This is a genomic window from Nocardioides sp. NPDC000445 (assembly GCF_040300245.1).
GTDB lineage: Bacteria > Actinomycetota > Actinomycetes > Propionibacteriales > Nocardioidaceae > Nocardioides.
In genome coordinates this window covers 69,940-88,575 of record NZ_JBEPDH010000021.1, presented here as the reverse complement: position 1 = coordinate 88,575, position 18,636 = coordinate 69,940, and the positions used below count along the sequence as shown (strand labels likewise).

Annotated in this window: 20 protein-coding genes; 6 read left to right on the top strand and 14 right to left on the bottom strand. The window is 69.9% G+C overall.

Features of this window, described 5'->3' with window-relative positions; translation table 11 throughout:
• Nucleotides 1-90: 90 nt before the first annotated feature.
• The 5 genes from ABT304_RS24705 to ABT304_RS24685 form a co-directional block, all read right to left on the bottom strand.
• Complete coding sequence (locus ABT304_RS24705) at nucleotides 91-873, bottom strand: ABC transporter permease (protein ID WP_350719258.1); 783 nt, start codon at nucleotides 871-873, stop codon at nucleotides 91-93.
• On the bottom strand, nucleotides 873-1,874 hold the full coding sequence (locus tag ABT304_RS24700; protein WP_160025840.1) for an ATP-binding cassette domain-containing protein: 1,002 nt from the start codon (nucleotides 1,872-1,874) through the stop codon (nucleotides 873-875). Before ABT304_RS24700 ends, ABT304_RS24705 begins: the two co-directional genes overlap by 1 nt.
• Nucleotides 1,875-2,024: 150 nt before the next feature.
• Complete coding sequence (locus ABT304_RS24695; RefSeq protein ID WP_350719256.1) at nucleotides 2,025-2,666, bottom strand: PadR family transcriptional regulator; 642 nt, start codon at nucleotides 2,664-2,666, stop codon at nucleotides 2,025-2,027.
• Between the two features lie 31 nt (nucleotides 2,667-2,697).
• Nucleotides 2,698-3,108, bottom strand: a complete 411-nt coding sequence (locus ABT304_RS24690; protein ID WP_350719255.1) for a VOC family protein — start codon at nucleotides 3,106-3,108, stop codon at nucleotides 2,698-2,700.
• Nucleotides 3,109-3,118: 10 nt separating this feature from the next.
• Nucleotides 3,119-3,910, bottom strand: a complete 792-nt coding sequence (locus ABT304_RS24685; RefSeq protein WP_350719253.1) for a DUF899 family protein — start codon at nucleotides 3,908-3,910, stop codon at nucleotides 3,119-3,121.
• Nucleotides 3,911-3,963: 53 nt separating this feature from the next.
• On the opposite strand from ABT304_RS24685, the gene ABT304_RS24680 reads away from it, so the two are divergent.
• A complete protein-coding gene (locus tag ABT304_RS24680) occupies nucleotides 3,964-4,641 on the top strand; it encodes a winged helix-turn-helix transcriptional regulator (RefSeq protein ID WP_350719251.1) in 678 nt (225 codons plus the stop codon).
• A gap of 111 nt (nucleotides 4,642-4,752) precedes the next feature.
• Nucleotides 4,753-5,454 carry a winged helix-turn-helix transcriptional regulator gene (locus ABT304_RS24675; protein ID WP_350719249.1) on the top strand — a complete coding sequence of 234 codons (702 nt, stop codon included), beginning with the start codon at nucleotides 4,753-4,755 and terminating at the stop codon, nucleotides 5,452-5,454.
• Between the two features lie 25 nt (nucleotides 5,455-5,479).
• On the opposite strand, the gene ABT304_RS24670 is transcribed toward ABT304_RS24675, so the two are convergent.
• Nucleotides 5,480-5,812 carry a hypothetical protein gene (locus ABT304_RS24670; protein ID WP_350719248.1) on the bottom strand — a complete coding sequence of 111 codons (333 nt, stop codon included), beginning with the start codon at nucleotides 5,810-5,812 and terminating at the stop codon, nucleotides 5,480-5,482.
• A 112-nt stretch (nucleotides 5,813-5,924) separates the two neighbouring features.
• Here ABT304_RS24670 and ABT304_RS24665 point away from each other — a divergent pair, with 112 nt between their 5' ends.
• Together ABT304_RS24665 and ABT304_RS24660 are read left to right on the top strand one after the other, a co-directional pair.
• Nucleotides 5,925-6,803 (top strand): AAA family ATPase, encoded by an 879-nt coding sequence (locus ABT304_RS24665; protein ID WP_160025834.1) that lies wholly within the window; start codon nucleotides 5,925-5,927, stop codon nucleotides 6,801-6,803.
• Entirely contained in the window at nucleotides 6,800-8,161 is a 1,362-nt protein-coding gene (locus ABT304_RS24660) for a vWA domain-containing protein (protein ID WP_350719246.1), read from the top strand. Before ABT304_RS24665 ends, ABT304_RS24660 begins: the two co-directional genes overlap by 4 nt.
• A 12-nt stretch (nucleotides 8,162-8,173) precedes the next feature.
• Here ABT304_RS24660 and ABT304_RS24655 read toward each other — a convergent pair whose 3' ends face one another.
• From ABT304_RS24655 to ABT304_RS24645, 3 genes are all read right to left on the bottom strand, one after another.
• Nucleotides 8,174-8,953 (bottom strand): GntR family transcriptional regulator, encoded by a 780-nt coding sequence (locus tag ABT304_RS24655; RefSeq protein ID WP_350719245.1) that lies wholly within the window; start codon nucleotides 8,951-8,953, stop codon nucleotides 8,174-8,176.
• A 459-nt stretch (nucleotides 8,954-9,412) separates the two neighbouring features.
• Nucleotides 9,413-10,921: a spermidine synthase gene (locus tag ABT304_RS24650; RefSeq protein ID WP_350719243.1), complete on the bottom strand. Its 1,509-nt coding sequence runs from the start codon at nucleotides 10,919-10,921 to the stop codon at nucleotides 9,413-9,415.
• Between the two features lie 10 nt (nucleotides 10,922-10,931).
• A complete protein-coding gene (locus tag ABT304_RS24645) occupies nucleotides 10,932-11,843 on the bottom strand; it encodes a DMT family transporter (RefSeq protein ID WP_350719242.1) in 912 nt (303 codons plus the stop codon).
• Nucleotides 11,844-11,884: 41 nt separating this feature from the next.
• Here ABT304_RS24645 and ABT304_RS24640 point away from each other — a divergent pair, with 41 nt between their 5' ends.
• Nucleotides 11,885-12,373, top strand: coding sequence for a MarR family winged helix-turn-helix transcriptional regulator (locus tag ABT304_RS24640; RefSeq protein ID WP_160025830.1), 489 nt, complete (start codon nucleotides 11,885-11,887; stop codon nucleotides 12,371-12,373).
• Between the two features lie 65 nt (nucleotides 12,374-12,438).
• Nucleotides 12,439-13,434: a MerR family transcriptional regulator gene (locus ABT304_RS24635; RefSeq protein ID WP_350719240.1), complete on the top strand. Its 996-nt coding sequence runs from the start codon at nucleotides 12,439-12,441 to the stop codon at nucleotides 13,432-13,434.
• Between the two features lie 95 nt (nucleotides 13,435-13,529).
• Here ABT304_RS24635 and ABT304_RS24630 read toward each other — a convergent pair whose 3' ends face one another.
• From ABT304_RS24630 to ABT304_RS24610, 5 genes are all read right to left on the bottom strand, one after another.
• Nucleotides 13,530-14,633: a hypothetical protein gene (locus ABT304_RS24630; RefSeq protein WP_350719238.1), complete on the bottom strand. Its 1,104-nt coding sequence runs from the start codon at nucleotides 14,631-14,633 to the stop codon at nucleotides 13,530-13,532.
• Nucleotides 14,634-14,765: 132 nt separating this feature from the next.
• A complete protein-coding gene (locus ABT304_RS24625) occupies nucleotides 14,766-16,094 on the bottom strand; it encodes a hypothetical protein (protein WP_350719236.1) in 1,329 nt (442 codons plus the stop codon).
• On the bottom strand, nucleotides 16,091-16,972 hold the full coding sequence (locus ABT304_RS24620; RefSeq protein ID WP_350719234.1) for a hypothetical protein: 882 nt from the start codon (nucleotides 16,970-16,972) through the stop codon (nucleotides 16,091-16,093). Before ABT304_RS24620 ends, ABT304_RS24625 begins: the two co-directional genes overlap by 4 nt.
• A complete protein-coding gene (locus ABT304_RS24615; RefSeq protein ID WP_350719232.1) occupies nucleotides 16,969-17,331 on the bottom strand; it encodes a hypothetical protein in 363 nt (120 codons plus the stop codon). Before ABT304_RS24615 ends, ABT304_RS24620 begins: the two co-directional genes overlap by 4 nt.
• Nucleotides 17,332-17,425: 94 nt before the next feature.
• Nucleotides 17,426-18,601 (bottom strand): pyridoxal phosphate-dependent aminotransferase, encoded by a 1,176-nt coding sequence (locus ABT304_RS24610; protein WP_350719230.1) that lies wholly within the window; start codon nucleotides 18,599-18,601, stop codon nucleotides 17,426-17,428.
• Nucleotides 18,602-18,636: the final 35 nt, after the last annotated feature.

The window sequence follows — 18,636 nt, the reverse complement described above, 5'->3', positions numbered from 1 at the left end:
CTCCTACCTTGCCACCCCTCGCTGAGTCACCGCTGAGAGGACGCTGGTGTTTCCGCTAGATCGGCCGGGGTGCAGGGAACACCGGAGAAGTCAGGCGTTCTCCTTGCGGAACGTGGAGATGCCCCACCAGACCGCGAGACCGAACAGGGCGACGGTCCAGCCGAGGCCCCAGCCGATGTCGGCCATCCCGAGGTCACCGAAGAACGAGGCTCGCACCGCGTCGACGACGTGCTTGGTCGGGATGACGTCGGCCAGCGCCTCGAGCCACTGGGCACCGAAGCTCATCGGCAGGAAGATGCCCGAGAGCAGCAGGATCGGCATCAGCAGCATGTTGGTCACCGGCGCCATCACGTCCTCGCTCTTCACGAGTAGCGCGAACGCGTTGGAGGCGGCGGCTCCGGCACCACCGATCATGACGGTGATCGCGATCCCGACGAGGATCCCCACCGGCCTGAAGTCCATGCCCATCACCAGGCCGAGAGCGACCAGGATGATCGCCTGCACCAGGATCTGCAGCAGGTCGCGGTAGAGGCGGCCGAACAGCAGCGCGCCGCGCGAGGCCGGGGTGACCCGCTCCGCCTCGATGACGCCCTCGCGCCACTCGCCGATCAGCGAGAAGCCGGCGAACATGGCACCGAAGATGCCGAGCTGGACGAGCATGCCGGGGACGAACCAGTTGTAGGCGTTGCCGCCGAGCTCCTCGATGAGAGGCTCGAGCAGCGGGCCGAAGAGCACCAGGTAGAGGATGGGCTGCATCACGCCGATCAGCACCCAGGCCGGGTTGCGGAGGTTCATCCGCAGTTGGCGGTTGAAGACGACCATCGACTCCCGGAAGAAGCCGGACTTGAGTACGGGCTGCTGGAACTCGGTCATCACTTGGCCTCCTGGTTCTCTTCGTCGCCCTCGGGGGCGCCTGCGTCGGCATCGCGCAGCGATCGTCCGGTCAGCGTCAGGAAGACGTCGTCCAGGGTGGGGCGGGCGACCTCGATCGACTCGAGAGAGACGCCGTTGGACTCCAGGTCGCGCAGCAGGCCGGGGACGGCCTTCCCGGCCCGCGGCACCCGGCCGCTGACCAGTCGCTCGTCGACCTCGATGGTCTCCGAGATCGAGCTGAGCTTGTCGCGGGCGATCGCCACCTGCTCGTCGGTGGCGACCTCCAGGGAGACCAGGTCGCCGGAGACGGCGGCCTTGAGGTTCTCCGGGGTGTCGTTGGCGACGATGCGGCCCTGGTCGATGACCATGACCCGGTCGGCGAGGGTGTCGGCCTCGTCGAGGTAGTGGGTGGTCAGGAAGACCGTGGCCCCGTGGTCCGTACGCAGCGAGGCGATGTGGTCCCACAGGTTGGCCCGCGCCTGCGGGTCGAGGCCGGTGGTCGGCTCGTCGAGGAAGACCAGCTTGGGGGCGTGGATCAGCGCCATCGCGATGTCGAGGCGGCGCTTCTGCCCGCCGGACATGTTGCGGGGCTTGCGGCGCCACAGCCCTTCGAGCTGAAGCCTCTCGAAGAGCGCCTGCCCGTGGGCGACCGCGTCCTTCTTGGACATCCCGTAGAGCATCCCGTGGTCGACGACCTCGTCGCCGGCGTACGCACCCGAGAAGGTCGACCCGACCTGGGAGCAGTAGCCGATGCTCCGCCGGACGTCGACGGACTGCTTGGCCACGTCGAAGCCCGCCACCGTGGCGGTGCCTGCCGTGGGCTTGAGGAGGGTGGTGAGGATGCGCAGGGTGGTGGTCTTGCCGGCGCCGTTCGGGCCCAGGAAGCCGACCACCTCGCCCTCTTCGACGTCGAGGTCGACTCCGTCGACCGCGACGACTTCTTTCTTCTGCTTGCCATGGCCGGAGGCGAAGGTGTGCCTCAGGCCGCGTGCGTGAATCATGTGTCACTCCCTTGTGCGTGCAAGTCCCAGACAAGCACGGACGACCGACGACAATCACCCGATTTTGCTCGGGTGTTCAAACTTGAATATCGTGAGTGTTCAGTTTTGATCCCGAGATGTCAAACCGATTCGAGCGAGACCCGCGTCGGCTCAGCCGCGCAGCATCTCCCGGTAGCGCTTCCGGTCGGCGTCCATCTGCCAGCCCGGGTCGTCCTCGGCCGGTGTCCAGCCGGGAGCCTCGCCGGCGAAGGCGAGCTTGCCGCTGCGTACGTCGTCCAGGAGCTCCACCAGCCACGCCCGCTCGGAGCGGAGCTTGTCGAGTTGGAGGCGCAGCGCGGCACCGGTGTGGGGCGGCGCGACGTGGGTGTTGGCCCGGATCGCGGCGTCGAGCTCCTTGTCGGTGCGCTCCAGGGCCTGCAGGCGGACGCTCAGCTGCTGGATGACGGCGGGGCGCTCCAGCAGAGGCGCCAGCGAGAACGCGGCGTAGAAGGAGACGCCGTTGTAGACGTCGACGACCTGCAGCGAGCGGGTGATCAAGCGCTCCAGCTCGGCCCGGCCGCTGGCGCTGATCTCGTAGACCGCGACCGTACGCCCGTTGTCGACCAGATCGTGCCTGGTCAGATGGCCCTTCTCGGTCAGCGAGCTGAGCGCGTGGTAGATCGAGCCCGGGTTGATGTTGGCCCACAGGTCGACCTGCCACGACATCAGCTCGCGCCGGATCTGGTAGCCGTTGACGGGCTCGAACAGCGCCACTGCTCCCAGCAGCAGCATCCGTGTGTCGTCTCCGGCCATGGGGAGATTCTAGGGGCGGCACGACCGGACCTCAGCGGGACGTCAGCTGCCACAGGTGCCCGTCCGGGTCCGCGACGACCGCACGGTATTCACCCCACGGCGCCGACTCCGGCTCGATCATGCCGCGGCCGAGAGCCGTGGCGGCCGCATAGCGCGCGTCGACATCGCCGCGCGAGCCGAGCTCGATGGTGACCAGGCACTGCCTCGGGCCCTCCGGGAGGCTCGCCGCGTCCATCGGCTCGTCCGCGAGCTGGCCGGTGACCCATTTGAACCCGCCGGTGGGGATCATCATCACCTCGCAGGAGTCCGACAGGGTCGCGCGAAGCGGTTCGGGGACCCCGTCGTCGGCGAGCTCGCCGGGGGTCTCGAGGCCGAGGCCGTCGCGGAGGAAGACATGGGACCGCGAGCGGTCGCGGGTGGGCAGGGCGATCGTCGTACGCATCCGGAGCTCCTCAGTGGCAGCAGTGGTCGGCGGCGGGGGCGGTGTCGGATCCGAGATCGTCGTCGCGTCCGGCGGCGAGCCGCGACCACTGCGCCGTCGGGCGACCGCTCACGCCGGCGCGGTGGTTGGTCGTCGGCGACTCCTCGCTGCGGAACTGGCTGCCGTCGATGCCCGTGCGCCGCGGCCAGCCGTCGGGTGAGTCCTCCCAGGTCTCCTGTCGTCCGTAGGCGGTCATGTCCAGGATCCCGTACGACGGCGACATCGGCTCCACGCCACGTCCGGTGGTGCGGTACGTCTCGAAGACCCGGTCGCCGTCGCGCAGATAGCAGACCTTGCCGCCGAAGAACCCGCGGGCGTCGAGGACGTCCCACGACTCCTCGGGCACGGAGTACCACGGCATCTCCCACCCCATGAAGTCCCGGTAGCGCGAGCTCTCCGGGTAGGGCCCCTGGCAGAAGACCGCGTACGTCACCCCGCGCGAGTGCAGGTAGCCGAGCTCGCTCACGCCGCCGCTGAAGAACGTGCACCCCTCGCACTGGTCGGCGGCGGCATGGCCGGTGTGCCACATGTGGTAGCTCGCGAAGAGCTGCGTACGCCCCTCGAAGGCATCCAGCAGGCTCACCCGCCCGGCGCTGCCGACGAGCGGTGCGGCCGCGTCGACCTCGGTCATCGGGAGCCGTCGACGGGCCGCGGCGAGGGCATCGCCTGCGCGGGTGTGCTCCTTCTCGCGGTCGAGGAGCGCGTCGCGCTCGTGCAGATAGGTCGTCCGGTCGACGACGGGTGGCAGTGGGGTCGTGGTCATGGTGACTACGTTAAACATAGTTGATACTCTTGTGAAGAGAGTTTGGAGGATCGATGCCGAAGAAGCAGACGTACGCCGACCTGGGTGATGCCTGCGCGACCGCGCACGCCATGGACGTCATCGGTGACCGGTGGAGCATGGTGATCGCCCGCGAGCTGATGCTCGGTCCGCGCCGGTTCGCCGACCTGGCCTCGGCCGTCGTCGGGATCACGCCCGCTGTGCTCACCTCCAGGCTGAAGGCGCTGCGGGACAGCGGGGTCGTCGAGCAGGCCCAGCTCGACGACCTCGGACGGACCCGCGTCTACCGGCTCACCGAGTGGGGGCAGGGGCTCGAGGACGTGATGCGGTCGCTCGGTCACTGGGCGCAGCGCTCGCCCGGCTTCCCGGTGGCGGAGGGGAGCATGACCCCCGACGGGGTGATCGTGGCGATGCGCACCATGGCCCCCTACGCGACGATGGCCGACTGGGGCGACGGCCCCGTCCGGATCGCGATCGAGCTGCACGACGAGCGGCGTCCCGCCGCGGGCGTACGCCGCTACCGGCTGCACTGGGACGAGGACCGTTTCGAGTTGATCGAAGGTGCGGACGAAGCGCCCGCGACGACCGTCTCCGGCGACTCGTCGGCCTGGGCGGACGTCGTCTTCGCCGGGAGTCCGGTCGGCTCGTTGGCCGTCACAGGCGACCAGCGAGCGGTGGAGCGGGTGGCTGCTGCGTACGCCACGATCGGGTAGCGCCCCGTCGGGTTCAGCATTTCGCCGGCACGCCGGGACCTCTGGCACTGACGACCCGTAGTTCGGGCTCACTACGCTCGATGGGTTCGAAATGACTCGGAGAGGATCGACGTGACCCTGAACCTGACGTACGGGGACCTGGGAGACGCGTGCGCGGCCGCGCACGCACTGGACCTGATCGGCGACCGGTGGAGCCTGATCGTGGTGCGCGAGCTGATGTTCGGACCGCGTACGGCACGTGATCTGGAGTCCTCCGTGATCGGGGTCAGCACCGACGAGCTCAAGGACCGCCTGCAGTTCCTCGAGCACGCCGGCGTGGTGGTCGAGACCGAGCTCGGCTACATCACCAAGACGACGGCCTACGCCCTCACCCCATGGGGCCGCGAGCTCGAGACGATCCTCGGGGCGCTCGGACGCTGGGCCCACGGCTCGACCCGCTTCCCGGTCATGTCCGCCGGGATGACGCCCAGCGGCGTGATGGTGGCGATGCGCACCATGGTGCCCGCCGGCAGCGCGACGACCCCCGAGCCGATCAGCGTCGCCTGGGAGCTGACCGACGCCCGCCGTCCCGACGCCGACCCGCAGCAGTTCCGGCTCGTGTGGAAGGGCAACCAGTTCGACCTCGCCGAGGGCACGCTCGAGGATGCCGACGTGACCATCGCGGGCGACTCGACGGCCTGGACCGGCGTCGTGTTCATGGGCTTCCCCGTGGACGCCGCGATCGCCGAGGCCGGGCTGAAGGTCGAGGGTGACCGGGTCGCGCTCGACCGCGTGCTCGGGCTGTTCGCGAGCACGCTCGCCGAGGCCAGCTGACGTACGTCGCTCGGCTCCGCCTCCGCTAGGAGGCGGGGTCGGCGCAGAAGGCGATCAGCTCGCCTCGGGCCTTGCCCTGCTCGATCCGCTGGCCGACGTCGAGCGGGACGTGCTTCAGCTCGCCGAGCGGGGAGCGGATGATGGCGCTCTGCCGCCGCCAGGGCGCGATCGTCGGAGGAGCCACGCAGTGGTGCTGCTCGAGCATCGCGGCGAGCTCGGGCTGCTCCCGCTTCGCCAGCGACCGGGGCTCGGACGGCGTGGTGACGGCAACCAGACAGAAGGCCGCCAGCGCGGTAAGCGCGCATACCTTCATGGCGACGACGACCAGCGTCAGATGTCGCGGAGTGTCCGAGTGCACGTCCTTCACAACGACGGATGGGGCCGACGGTGACGGCTGCACCGGGCACTATGACGAATGTCCCACCCGGACACCGGGAGCAGACCAGGACCAGAGTCGCTAGTGTCGCGTCATGCCTTCGCGTACGTCTTCCTGGTTCTCCTCGCCCGCCGAGGCCGTCACCCGTATGGGAGACGTCGGCTACCTCGCGGACGACTCGACCGCGCTGACGACCTACCTCGCGGGGGCGCTGGAGAAGCCCGTGCTCGTCGAAGGACCGGCCGGTGTGGGCAAGACCGAGCTGGCCAAGGCGATCACCCGCGCGACCGGGGCCGAGCTGGTCAGGCTGCAGTGCTACGAGGGCCTGGACGAGGCCCGGGCGCTGTACGAGTGGAACTACAAGAAGCAGCTGCTCCGCATCCAGGCCGCCAACGACGGCCAGGCGTGGGAGGAGACCCACGACGACATCTTCTCCGAAGAGTTCCTGCTGACCCGGCCGCTGCTGACCGCGATCCGCCGTGAGGAGCCGACGGTGCTGCTCATCGACGAGGTCGACAAGACCGACGTCGAGGTCGAGGGGCTGCTGCTCGAGGTGCTCTCCGACTTCCAGGTGACCATCCCCGAGCTCGGCACGATGGCCTCGACCCGCCGTCCGCTGGTCGTGCTCACCTCCAACGCCACCCGCGAGCTCTCCGAGGCACTCAAGCGACGCTGCCTCTACCTCCACCTCGACTACCCCGACGCCGACCGGGAGCGCGAGATCGTGCTCTCCCAGGTGCCCGGGCTCGACGGCAAGGTGGCGCGTCAGCTCGTCTCCGTGGTCGGCCGGCTGCGCGAGCTGGAGCTCAAGAAGTCGCCTTCGATCGCGGAGTCGGTCGACTGGGCGCGCACCCTGATCGCGCTGGAGATCACCGACCTCTCCGACAAGGCCGTCTCCGACACCCTCGGCGTCGTCCTCAAGCACTCCTCCGACGTCGACCGTGCGGTCCGAGAGCTGCGGTTGAAGAGGTGACCCTCCTCGACCGGCACATCGAGTTCCTCGAAGCGCTTCGGGGAGCCGGGCTGCCGGTGTCGCTCTCCGAAGGCCTCGACGCGGTCACGGCCCTCGGCCTGATCGGCTGGAACGACCGTCAGCAGGTCAAGGAGGCGTACGCCGCGACCCTGGTCAAGCGCGCCAACCAGCGAGCCACCTTCGACGGGCTCTTCGAGCTCTATTTCCCGCGGATGGTCGGCTCGGGGATGGACGCTGAGGCCGAGGCCGCCGGGGTGGCGAAGGACGGGCCCGAGGCGCTCTCCGAGTTCACCTCGCGGTTGAGCGAGGCGCTGGAGGCCGACGACGTCGAGATGCTCCGGCAGCTGGCCGCCGAGGCGGTGGCGCGCTTCGGCGCGATGCCCGGTCGTGGGCCCGGGCTGAGCTCGTGGTCGTCCTACACCGCGCTGCGCCGCCTCTCCACCGACGAGCTCACCTCGCGGCTCATCGAGGGACTCCAGCAGGGCGGCTGGACCGAGGAGGAGGCGGCACGCGTCGGGACCCGGCGCGTGGACCGGTTCAGCGGGCTCGTCGAGGCCGACGCCCGCCGCCGGATCGCGGAGGAGAAGGGCCCCGAGCAGATCGCCAAGATCGCCGTACGCCCCACCATCGAGAAGCTCGACTTCCTGCACGCGCGCCGGGCCGACCTGGAGGCGCTCCGACGCGAGATCTACCCGCTGGCGCGCCGGCTGGCGACGCGGCTCACCCAGGAGCATCACGCGCACCGGCGAGGAGCGGTGGACCTGCGGCGTACGCTCCGGTCCTCGATGTCCACCGGCGGGGTCCCCGTCGACCTACGCTTCCGGCCCAAGCGGCCGCACCGCACCGAGCTGGTGATCCTGTGCGACGTGTCCGGGTCGGTGTCCAACTTCGCTACCTTCACGCTGATGCTCGTCTTCGCGCTGCGCGAGCAGTTCGGGAAGGTGCGCGCGTTCACCTTCGTCGACGAGATCCACGAGGTCACGTCCTACTTCAAGCCCGGCGCCGACCTGGTCGACACGATGACCGAGCTGACGAAGGCGACCGAGCACGCGGCCCGGATGGGGCGCACCAACTACGGCCGCGCCTTCTCCCTGTTCCAGGAGCGGCACGCCGACGCGCTCAACCCCAAGTCGTCGTTGCTGATCCTCGGCGACGCCCGGTCCAACTACTCCGACCTCGCCGTCGACTCGCTGCGCGCGATGGCCGACGCGAGCAGGCACGCCCACTGGCTCAACCCCGAGGTCCGTACGCAGTGGGACACCGGTGACTCTGAGGCCACGCGCTACGGCTCGATCATCGAGATGCGGGAGTGCCGCAACCTCACCCAGCTCTCCGAGTTCGTCCACGACCTGGCCTGAGGCCGGGCCGGCTCACTGCAGCTTGAGGTCGAGCCCGTAGACGATCCGGTCGGCGACGCCGACGGAGTCGGTCACGCACACGACCCGGTCGTCGGCGAGGAACCGGCGCCGGTCGGAGAGGACCGGGGTGCCGTCGGGGATCTGTAGGTCGAAGGTCTCCTGCGGCGTCGGCATCCGCGACTCGATGTCCATCGCCACCGTGGTGACCTTCACGCCGACCGTGGCCAGCAGGTCCTTGATCGGCGGCTGCGGCCACTCGTCGGACGGGGTGGCCAGCGGGGTGTCGATGACCAGCGGATAGGGGATGTAGGCCGTGGTGCGGTATTCGGCGGTGTCGTCACCGCTGATGTAGAAGGTGAAGGTGGTGCTGAGCAGCTCGCTCCGGGGATCGATCTCGAAGGCCGCTCCCAGCTTCTCACCGGCCGCGGTCACCTCGTAGCTGTGCTCGACCGCCAGGCCGTCGTCCGGGCCGCGCGGCGGCTGGTTGTAGGCCGCGTCCGGCTTCGCCGGGTGGCTCCGGTCGGTGATCAGCATGCTCATCAGGTCGTAGCGGGTCTTGGTGGCGTCGCGTACGAAGACGCCACGGCCCTGCTCGCTGGTGATCAGGCCTTCGTTGCGCAGCACCGCCAGACCCCGCCGGATCGTGGCGCGGTCGTAGGGGAAGGTGTCCATCAGCTCGGGCTCGGTCGGTAGACGCTCGCCGGGCTGGTAGGTGCCGTCATCGATCTGGGCCCGCAGATAGTCGGCCACGTGGAGGTATTTCGGCAGGCCGCGCGGACGGGGGTTACTCATGGGAGAACACGTTACTGAGGCGTACAGATCCCGAATAGCCGCATAGCCCCACCCTTTCCGCCTTGACCCGTTGCAATGAGTGGACATATGGTCGAACGCGTCTCGGGGCGTTGGGCGGCATGGCCCAGCTGTGACACCGGCGTCTCGAGGCACTCAACGACGAGAACCATCATTCCTTGGGGGGAATTCGTGTTCGTAGACGACAGACTCAGCATGGGGCCCAGCGAGAGGCCGCCGGTCCTGTCCAAGGACCCGCTGGTCTACCGGACCGACCGTGGGAGCTTCTGGCACCTTCGCTCGGGCAAGAGGAGCAACGGGTACGTCATGACCGTGTGTGGCCGGCGGCTGGGGACGTGGCACGTGCTGCCGCCACGCAGGCTCAGCAAGGTCGCGCCCAACCAGGTCTGCGTCGGGTGCCTGCGCAAGACGCCGATCGGTGAGGTGAAGCGCCCGAGCGGATCAGGCGACCTCGAGCAGGCTGAGGTCGGTGAGCCACTCGACCGGCGCGACGTCATCGGTGTAGACCGTCCCGCCCCGGATGCCCGGCTCCAGCCGGGCGGCGGAGTCGGTGAGGGTGTCGGCGAGGTCGGCGGGCTGCGACTCGGCGGTGGCGACGAGGTTGGCGGCCGGATCGGCTTCCGGATCGACGGTCGCGATCAGGTGGGTGTTGGTCGGGCCGGAGTCCGAGCGCCACACGGCCTCGCCGAACGAGGTCCGCAGCGTTGCGGTGAGGACCTTCTCCAGCGCTGTCGAGCCCTCCGGGTGGGCTGAGTTCACGACGAGCACCCCGCCCGGGTTCAGGTGGGACTTCGCCAGCGCGAAGAACTCCTTCGTGGTCAGGTAGAACGGGATGTAGGGCTGGTGGTAGGCGTCGACCATGATCGCGTCGTACTTCCGGGTCTGCTTCTGCAGCCACGGGCGGGCGTCGGCGGTGTGGAGGTGGAGGTTCGGCTGGTCCTCGAGGTCGAAGAGCTTCTGGCCGACCTCGGTGATGTCCTCGTCGATCTCGACGGCGTCCACCCGGGTCTCGGGGGCGAAGTGACCGAACTGGCGCGCGGTCGTCCCGGCGGCCGAGCCCAGGATCGCCACCGACTTCGGGGCCTCCGCGCCGGCGTACGACAGCGAGAGCATCTCGTCCCAGTAGGCGCCGGTGAGCCATTCGCCCTTGTTGTAGACGGAGTGCACGGCGTGGCCCTCGTTGAGCTCGAGGTAGCGGCTGCCGTCGTCGTACTCGACCACGCGGGCGTACTGGTATTCCGTCTCCTTCTCCCAGATCACCTCGCCGCCGTTGCTGGTCAGCGTCTTGATCGAACCGGTCGGCAGGGCGATCAGGGCGAGGATCACCGCCGGCACGACCGCGGCCGGCAGCCGGCGCTTGACCAGGTGCGGGATCGCGCAGATCGCCATCAGGAGAGCGAAGATCAGGAACGTACGCCGCGTCCCGACGACAGGAATGAGCAGCAGCGAGGCGGCGAAGGTGCCGACCAGGGAGCCGACTGTCGAGATGGCGTAGAGGCGCCCGGCAGCGTGGCCGGCGTCCTCGACGGCTTCGACGGTCAGCCGGACGGCGTACGGGCTGACGATGCCGAGCAGGAAGAGCGGGATCGCGAGCAGCACGCCGACCCCGACCAGCGAGCCGGCGAAGGTCGCGATGCTGAGCTGGTCGACTGCCTTGACGGCGAGCGGGAGGAACGGGTCGGCGATGAACGGCACAGCGGCCAGCAGGGCGGCGGCCACGAGCACGATCTTGGCCAGGCCGGAGGGGTGCGGGTTCCGGTCGGCGATCCGGCCGCCGACGGAGTAGCCGATCGCGAGCGCCACCAGCACCGTGGCGATCGTGTTGGCCCACACGATGGTCGAGTCGCCGAACCACGGAGCGAGCAGCCGAGCCGCCGCCATCTCAGACCCCAAGGTGCCGGCACCGACGGTGAAGACGAGAAGCTCAAGCGCACGCGCACGCAGTTTCATGGAGGTGAACCTATCCGGCTGCTCCAACGTCTGCACACGAGGTCGGTTGTGGTCCGCGTCGGACCTTGATCCGGTCGAGCATCGCGGGCTGTCCGAGGAGTACGCCGCCGAGCACCAACGCCATCCCGAGCCCGCTGATCGGGGTGAGGTGTTCGCCCGCGAAGGCGAGTCCGATGAGGATCCCGGCGACCGGGTTGAGCAGGCCGACCAGCGACACCGCGGCGGCGGGAAGGCGCCGGGCGCCGCGGAACCAGACCGCGTAGGCGACGACGGTGCCGGCGATGCCGATGTAGGCGTAGCCCCCGACCGCCGGCAGGTCGATCGGCGGGGGCGGGCCTTCGACGAGGAGGGCCACCGGGGCGAGCGCGAGGCCACCCAGGACGAGCTGCCAGGCGGTGAAGGTGAGCAGTCCGACCGGCGGCTGCCAGACCTTGACGAGGATGAAGCCGGTGGAGAAGACGGCGACCGAGGCGAAGGCGGCGAGGACGCCGATCAGGTCGAGGCTCGCGCCGCCGCGGAGCACCAGCAGGGCCACGCCGACGGCGCCGACGACGCCGGCCGCGAGCGATCCGGCCCGCGGCCGCTCCCCGGCGAAGGCCCAGGCCAGCAGCATCACCACGATCGGCGAGACCGCGGTCAGGGTGGCGGCGAGGCCGCCGGGAAGCCGGTAGGCGGCGACGAAGACGAGGGCGAAGAACGCCCCGAAGTTGAGCAGTCCGAGTGCTGCCGTGCGCCACCACCACGAGCCGTGGAGCAGGCCCGGCCGGAGCGCCAGGAGCAGCAGGCCGAAGGGCAGGGCCCGGACCACGGCGCCGAACAGCGGCCGGTCCGGCGGCAGGAACGTGGCGGTGACGAAGTAGCCCGACCCCCATGCCACCGGGGCGATCGCGGTCAGCGCGAGCGTCACGAATCTACTTTCCATGGAAGGAATAATGTCTTCCTCGTCAGATATATTCCACTGTCATGGCAGACCACGTCTCGACCGTGATGGCGCAGTGGGAGCGGGAGCGCCCCGACCTCGACGTCACCCCGCAGGCCGTCATCGCCCGGCTTCACCGCCTCGCACTGCGTCTCACCGACGAGCTGGTCAGCGTCTATGCCCAGCACGGACTGGGCGAGGGCGAGTTCGACGTCCTGGCGACGCTGCGACGGCAAGGCGCTCCGTACGCCCTGACTCCGAAGGAGCTCGGCGAGCAGACGATGGTCTCCTCTGGAGCGGTCACCAAGCGGGTCGACCGCTGCCTGGCTCAGGGCTGGGTCAGCCGGGACCGCCGGGACGAGGACGGTCGCGGGCGCCGGGTCGCGCTGACCGAGCGTGGGCGCGAGCTGATCGACGCGGCCTTCACCGACCACATCGCCAACGAGCACCGCCTGCTCGCCGTCTTCACCGCGGCCGAGCGGCGGTCGCTCGCCCGGCTGCTCGAGAAGTGGGCCGAGCAGACCGGGGCTTGAGGTTGCCCCAGGGGGAAGCACCAATCTGCTTCCACCGGTGACCTTCACCGGGGAGGATGGTGAGCATGAGCGGGCTGGAGGGGCTGGTGAACATCGGCGACTTCGCCCGGGCGACCGGGCTGACGCCGAAGGCGCTGAGGTTGTACGACGACCTCGGTCTGCTGCTTCCTGCCGAGGTCGACGCGGTCTCCGGCTACCGTCGCTACGGGCCTGACCAGGTGGAACGCGCACGTCTGGTGGCCGCGCTGCGCCTGGTCGGGATGCCGCTGGCTCGGATCCGGGAGGTCGTCGACATGCCCGCCGCGCTCGCGGCGGTCGAGGTCGAGACCTACTGGCGCCAGGTCGAGGCCGACACGTCCACGCGTCGCAGAATGGTCTCCGTCCTCGTCCACCGATTGAGGAGCGAGGCACGTCAGATGACTACTTCAACCGAGACCCTGAACGTCGAGTTCGGCGTCAGCTGCGAGACCGGAAGCCGGTCGAGCCAACAGGACGCCGTCCTGGTCACCCCCGAGCTTTTCGCCGTCGCCGACGGCACTGGTGAGCGCGACGATCTCGCCGGGGCGGCCCTGACGGCGTACGCCGCCGGCGGGCTGCGGTCGGCCATCCAGGAGGTGTTCGCCGAGGTGCCGAAGTCGGGCACCACCCTGACCGCCGTCGATCTGCACGGCTCGACCGCGCGGATCACCCACATCGGCGATGCCCGGGTCTTTCTGGTGCGGGACGGAGACGTACGCCAGGTGACCCACGACCACACGGTCGTCGCCGCCATGGTCGAGGCCGGCCAGCTGACCGCCGACGAGGCTCGCTCCCACGAGCACCGGGCGCTGCTCAACCGCGCCTTGGTTCCCGGCGTCGTCGCCGACGAGATGTCGCTCGAGCTGCTGCCCGGCGACCGGCTGGTGCTGACCACCGACGGCGTCCACTCCTACGTGGACGACCTGACTCCGCTGATCACCGCCGAGGCCGGCCCGCAGGCGGTCGCCGACGCTGTGGCCGCCGCTGTCGTAGCCGCCGGAGAGCCGGACAACCACACCATCGTGGTCGCCGACCTCTCGTAGCCGCTGGTTGAGCCGCGAGCGCCAGCGAGCGTGTCGAAACCAACACAGTCCTATCGAGCGCGGATCCGACCGTGTTGGTTTCGACATGCCTCCGCCTAGCGGCTCCGGCGGCTCAACCAGCGGGACCACCAGCGCCGCCGCGCCGCCGGCGCCTCGTCCAGCTCGGCGGCAGCGGCGGCGAACGAGTCGCGCAGGGAGGGGTAGACGAGCTCGATCTCGGGGTGCTCGACGAGCGTCTGGGCGATCCGGCGGGTGAGCCGCTTGCCGACGGTGGCGATGTGGCGTACGACGGCGTCGACCTCGTCGTCGGTGAGCTGTTGCGGGTGGAAGGGCTTCGGCGGCTTCTCCCGCAGCAGCTCCCGCATGGGCTCGAGGGCGTCGATGTCGTACCTCAGCGCCAGAGCGTGCAGCTCGTCGTCGGCGATCTTCCGGAGCCGCTCGTGGTCGGCGGGCGGCACCAGGGTGTAGGTCGTCGGCCCGAGGGGGCAGGACTGCAGGTGCACGTCGAGCCGCTCCTGCAGCTGTGGCCCGAGCGGGAGGACGTTGAGCGCACGCTTGATCTCGAGCGCGTGCAGCGAGTAGGAGAGGTTGACCTGCCTCAAGGACAGGTCGCCGAGCTCGGTGGTGTCGATGGCGGCGGTGTCGAGCAGGTCGGTGAGCAGGTTGCCGCCGACGAAGAGCTCGGGGAGGTAGGGCCGGAGGACGAGCCGGGAGCGCACCGCCTCGGAGCCGAGCGCGTTGTAGAGGTGCTGATGGCCCAACCAGCCGCCGTACGCCTCCGGCGAGGCCACGAACGGCTCGACGTGTCCGAGCCGCTTGACCCGCTGGTTGTAGTCGGACTCCAGGAAGGCGAGGGGATCGCGGACGTAGAGGACGAACCGGGCCTGCGGCGGCAGCAGCTCGGCGATCCCGGGCAGCTCGGGGAGGAACGCCTCGGAGGAGAGCAGCAGCGTGTGGCATCCGCTGGCCTCGAACTGTTCGAGCGTCCTGGCGATCTCGTGGGGCGAGGCCACGAAGAGGTGGCCCGAGCGCTCCATGAGGGAGCCGGCGTTGCCGGCGCTGATGCCGTTCCTGTCGATGGTGTGCTGTGGGTAGAAGATGCCGGCCTTCGCGAGCTTCTCCGTGTTGGCATGGAAGAACGCCTGGACCGCGGACGTGCCCGTCTTGGGGAGGCCGGCATGGACGACGATGGACTTCACAAGGACCGATCAGGTAGGCGTCAGAGTGCCCTCCGCGATCGACTGGCCGTGTCCGAGGACAGGTGTGGTCGGGGATGGTGCCGAGGGCGACCTACACCGTATCGATTCACGTCATCGAGGCAAGCCCACAGCTCAGCCGAGGTATCCCAGACTGCGGATCCGTCCGATCTCGTCACGGAGCTCGCCGTGGGCGGCGTTGTCCGCAGCCCGCCCGCCGGCGATGTAGTGGCTCTCCTCCGCCGTGGTGCCGTCGTAGACGACCGTGAACCGGTGTCCGACACCCGCGTTGATGAGACCGCCGAGGAGCGCGACCGGGTCGGAGCGGTCCTCCAGCGACAGCACCCGCGTGGTCTCCGGAACCCGCGGCGCTGCCGCGCCAGGAGCACCCACGGTGACGACCTGATCCACGACGTACGCACCCCCGGCCGCCGCCGCGATCGCGGCCGCCGCGGTGCCTCCGGCCGCGGCGCCGACGAGCATCACGTGGGAGCCGGCCTCGACCGCCTTCTCGATGGTCCTCGACGCGGTGGTGATGTAGTCGGAGAGGTCACCGGAGACGAGCCGCAGGCGCCGGCTGCCGGCGTACGGACCCGGCAGATAGGCGATGTAGCGGCCGGGCGCCGTCTTCTGGACCGCGACACCGGTCTCGGTGGCCTCGAGGGTGCGGATCAGCTCCTCGATGCTGGCCGGGGTGGCGGCGGTGACGTCGCTGGCCGCGGTGTCCTCCTCGGTGGAGGCCAGCGCGCCGCCGATGTCGCGCAGTGCGTGCCCGGCGTCGGTCGCGAACGCGTCGATCCCGGCGGCGCGCAGCGCGCCCGCGGTGGCCGCCCCGGCGTCGTCCCCACGCGGGAAGTCGGCGGTGAGCAGCGAGCGCAGCTCGAGCGACTCGAGCAGACCGCCGCCTGTGGCGATGTGGTCCATCAGCTCGGGATGACCCTGGGCGAGCTCGCCGAGATAGGCGGTGACGCCCTCACGGTCGAGCGCGTCGGTCTCGATCAGGCCGGCGGACAGCAGCGACCCACCGAGCTCGACCTCGGGGGCGAGGTAGTCGAGCGCGTTGGCCGCGATGGCGCCCAGCTTGCTGCGGGCAGCGGCCTGGAGCTCGTCGATCCAGCGGTAGGTCTGTACGGTCGCCCGCACCGAGAGCGCATCGGCCTCGAGCGCCTGGCCGAGTCCGAGGACGCCACCCTTCTCGGAGGTCGCGGCCCGGATCTCCTCCTCGGCCGGCTCCCAGGTCTTCGCGGAGAGGTCGGCGGAGGAGGTGACATCGTCGTCGGCCAGGATCGCATGCCCGAGCTCGGCCCACTCGCGCAGCTGCGCGCCGGCATCGCCGATGGAGCCGGCCAGGCCGAGGATCTGCTCGTACTTGTCCTCCGGGCCCGCGGGCGGCGGCACCGAGTCGGGGGCGCCACCCGGGAGCGGTCCCAGGCGGTTGATCGGATCGTTGGACGAAGGACTCATCGAGCCACCTCCGCGAGAACAGGGGCAAGGTCTGCAGCGAGCTCGGACGGCTCGACACTGGTGATCAGCAGGGTCAGCTCCCCATCGAGCGACACCGTACGCATCGAACGCCAGCCGTCGTTGACCAGCGTCCAGGAGACCGTGCCGATCAGCGGGTTCTCCGGGTCGGCGGTGGTCGCGACGATGGCGCGCAGCCGGCCGTGGGCCTCGTTGGACAGCGCCTCGAGGGCCCGCGAGACGACGACGTCGCCCTCGGTCAGCACCGGCACCAGGTCGCCACGCCCGGTGCGCAGCGCCTCGAAGACAGCGTCTGCGGTCGCGAACGGGACCTCCAGCTGCTCGGGCACCGCCGAGGCCAGCAGGGCGGTGTCACTCGGCAGCGTCGCGGTGCGGCCGAGCTCGGTCGACCAGGCCGCCGAGGGATACCAGGAGAGCTCGAAGACGAGCCCGTCCACGGTGGCCAATGAGGCGGCTGCCTCACCCTTCTGCCGGTGCCAGGCACGGCCACGGAGGCCGTCGACGACGACATCGAGGTCGATGACCACCTCCGGGGTCGCCAGCAGCCCCAGCGCACCGGCGATCCCGGCGTCGAGGGTCCCGTCGGCGTCGAGGAGATCGCGGCGCTGTAGCGAGGTGCTGCCCTCGCCGAAGCCGGCGACGGCGCGGGCCAGGGCCTCGGCCTCGGCTGCCGAGCGGGTCTGCCCCAAGCGGGCGTCGAGACCGTCATCACGGTGCGTCGCGACCTCGAACGGGAGCGGGGCCCCGATGGTCTCGCAGGCATGGGTCAGCTCGGGCAGGGTCAGGCCGACGCGGCGGGGCACACCCGCCCACGGCTCTGTCGGCGCCGCCGGAGCGGGGCCCAGGTCGATCGTGGTCATCGGAAGGTGACCTCCAGCCAGTCCTTGTGGCCCGGCTCAGGGGCCTCGAATCCGTCGAGCTTGTCCTCGGCGAGCAGCGCCTCGGCGCGTGCCTGTGCCTCGGCGATCTGCTCCTTGAACAGGTCGACCTGATGGAGGTGCTTGGCCAGGGCGTCGGCTGCCCGATCATGCTTCTCAGCCGAGCTCCGCAGCGCGGTGGCACGCTCCTTCATCCGCCCACGAAGGGACTCGGCAGCCCGACCGTGCCAAGGCACCGCCTCAGCCTGCACCACCAGCTTGTCGGCACTCGCGCGGATGTCGCCCGCCTGCTCTCGCAGACTGCTCACCCGACGACGGATCACGTCGCTGTCGCCGTACATATCCCTCCTCGGACAGGTCTCTGTGATGGTCCTACCCCGCTGGAGCGGTTCTAAACGTAAAATCGTGAACTTTCTCAAATTCGCTCGCGACGCCCTATCGCAGGACGGTGGAGAGGCGGTCGAGGCCCTGCTCGATCTCGGCGGCGGAGCCGGCGAAGGAGAGACGTACGAAGCGGTGTCCGTCGACCGGGTCGAAGTCGACGCCGGGAGCCATCGCGACGCCCGTGCGGTCGAGGATCTGGTGGCACCAGGCCATGGTGTCGTCGGTCCAGCGGCTGACGTCGGCGTAGACGTAGAAGGCGCCGTCGGCTGGGGCCATCTCGGTGACACCGAGGGAACGGAGGCCGTCCAGGAGCACCCCGCGGTTGGTCGCGTAGCGGGTGACGTGACCGTCGAGCTCGGCGTACGCGTCCGGGGTGAACGCCGCCACCGCGGCATGCTGGGCGAGGGTCGGCGGGCAGATGGTGAAGTTGCCGACCAGGACGTCGATCGCGCGCCGCAGGTGGGCGGGCGCGAGCAGCCAGCCGATGCGCCAGCCGGTCATCGAGAAGTACTTCGAGAACGAGCCGAACACGACCGCGTCGCGCGAGGTCTCCCAGGCGCTGCGGCCCCGGCTGCCGTCACCGCCGTAGGTCAGCCCGTGGTAGATCTCGTCCGAGATCAGCTGGATCCCGGCCTCCTCGCAGTAGCGAGCCAGCGCGGCCAGCTCCTCGGGCAGCAGCATCGTGCCGGTCGGGTTGGCCGGACTGGCCACCACGAGCCCCCTCAGGCCGACGCGCTCGTGCAGCTCCCGCACCTGCTCGACGGTCGGCTGGAAGCGCTCGGCCGCACCGGTCGGGATCTCCACGACCTCGCACCCGAGTGCCGCGAGCACATTGCGGTAGCAGGGATAGGACGGCCGGGCCATCGCCACCCGGTCCCCGGTGTCGAACGCCGCCAGGAACGACGCCAGGAAGCCGCCGCTCGCGCCCGTGGTCACGACGACGTCCTCGGGGGAGACGTCGATCCCGTGCCATGCCCGATGGTGCCCCGCGATCGCCTGGCGCAGCTCGAGGATCCCCGTCGCCGGCGTATAGCCCAGCGGGTCACCGCTCTGCAGCAGCCGCACCGCCTCGGCGCTGACCGCCTGCGGCGCTCCTGTGGACGGCTGCCCCGAGGTGAGCGAGATGAGATCGCCGTACGTCCGCTGCCGCTGCGCCGCTCGCTCGAGCATGTCCATCACGTGAAAAGGAGGCACGTTCGCGCGTTGGGCGACAGTCAGACGGTCCATGGGAGCAAACACTAGGATGCAGATCCAGAGGTCGG